Consider the following 1,562-nt stretch of genomic DNA (forward strand, 5'->3'; position numbering starts at 1 on the left):
GGCGGGCGTGCCGGGGGTGGCGGGCGCGGCGGTCGAGGAGCAGGCGGTCAGCGCGGCGAGTGCGGCGGCGCTCACGAGCAGGGTGAGGCGGGAGGGGTACGTCACGGCAGGGAGGGCTCTTCCTTCAGGAGGCGGGCGGGGGCGGAGGCGCGCAGCCGGTCGACGCCGACGCGCACGCCGGACGAGACGACGACGAGCGCGACGGAGGCGGCGGCGATGCTGGCGCCGGCCGCGGTGGAGGCGTGCCACGAGACGAGCAGGCCCAGGAGCACGGCGACGGCGCCGACGCCGGCCGCGAGGGCCATGGTCGACGGAATGCTGCGCGCCCAGTGGCCGGCCGCCGCGGCGGGGGCCAGCAGCAGCCCGACCACGAGCAGGCTGCCGACGGCCTGGTACGAGGCCACGACCGCGAGGGTCACCAGCCCCACCAGCACGACGTGCGCCCGGCGCGGATGCAGGCCCAGAGTCGTCGCGACCCGCTCGTCGAACGCGAGCGCCACGAAGGCGCGGTGGAACACTGCGACCACGACGAGCACCGTGGCGAGCGCGGCGGCGAGCAGGAGCAGATCGCTCTCGCCGATCGCGAGCACGTCGCCGAAGAGGATGGCCGTGAGGTCGGTGGCGAAGGAGCGTGAGCGCGAGACGATGATCACTCCCAGCGCCAGCATCCCCACGTAGAACAACCCGATCGTGGTGTCGGGGGAGGAGCGCCGGCGCCGCCCGAGCACGCCGACTCCCGCGGTCATCACGCTCGCGCTGACGGCTGCGCCGATCACGGGAGGCAGGCCCAGGAGGGTCGCGATCGCCACGCCGGGCAGAAGTCCGTGGCCCATCGCCTCGCCGAGGAACGCCATACCGCGCTGGACCACCCAGGTGCCGACCACGCCGCAGAGCGCGGCGACCAGCACGCCTCCGAGGAGCGCGCGCAGCAGGAACCCGGAGGCGAACGGATCGAGGAGGAACGGCACAGGAGGAGACCCTACATGAGAACGATTATCGTTATAGTTACAGCATGACGACCGTGACGCCCCCTCCACTCCGGCACGTCGGTGTGCACGGCGTCTCGGCCGCCCACGCCGGGATCCCCGCGCTCACCGGCGTCGATCTGGACCCGTCCCCCGGCCGCCTGACCCTCCTGATCGGCGCGAACGGATCCGGTAAGTCGACGCTCCTCTCCGTCCTCGCCGGCGCGCATCCGGTGACCGCCGGGCGTGTCGAGAGGGCTCCTGGAACAACGATCGGCTTCGTCGCCCAGAGCAGCACGGTGCCCGATCGGCTGCCCCTGAATGTGCGCGAGACGGTGACGATGGGCCGCTGGGGGACGGGGCGCCTGCTGCGCGCCTCCGACCGCGCGATCGTCGACGAGTGCCTGGAGTCGCTCGCGATCGCCGACCTCGCCCGCCGCCCCCTCGCAGGCCTCTCCGGCGGCCAGCGCCAGCGCGCACTCGTCGCCCAGGGACTCGCCCGCCGTGCCGATCTGCTACTGCTCGACGAGCCCTCCGCGGGCGTCGACTCCGCCGCGCACGCCCTGATCCGGGCGGCCGTCGCCGCCGAGGTCGCCC

2 protein-coding genes are annotated in these 1,562 nt (G+C 74.1%); one reads left to right on the forward strand and one right to left on the reverse strand.

What is annotated here, in order from left to right:
- Positions 1–101 precede the first annotated feature (101 nt).
- Positions 102–968: a zinc ABC transporter permease AztB gene (gene aztB, locus ACH61_RS15330; RefSeq protein WP_068213722.1), complete on the reverse strand. Its 867-nt coding sequence runs from the start codon at positions 966–968 to the stop codon at positions 102–104.
- A gap of 44 nt (positions 969–1,012) precedes the next feature.
- On the opposite strand from aztB, the gene ACH61_RS15335 reads away from it, so the two are divergent.
- On the forward strand, positions 1,013–1,562 hold a 550-nt coding region (locus tag ACH61_RS15335), incomplete at its 3' end, for an ATP-binding cassette domain-containing protein (RefSeq protein WP_068213726.1).

This window comes from Rathayibacter tanaceti, assembly GCF_001634385.1.
GTDB classification, from domain to species: Bacteria; Actinomycetota; Actinomycetes; order Actinomycetales; family Microbacteriaceae; genus Rathayibacter; species Rathayibacter tanaceti.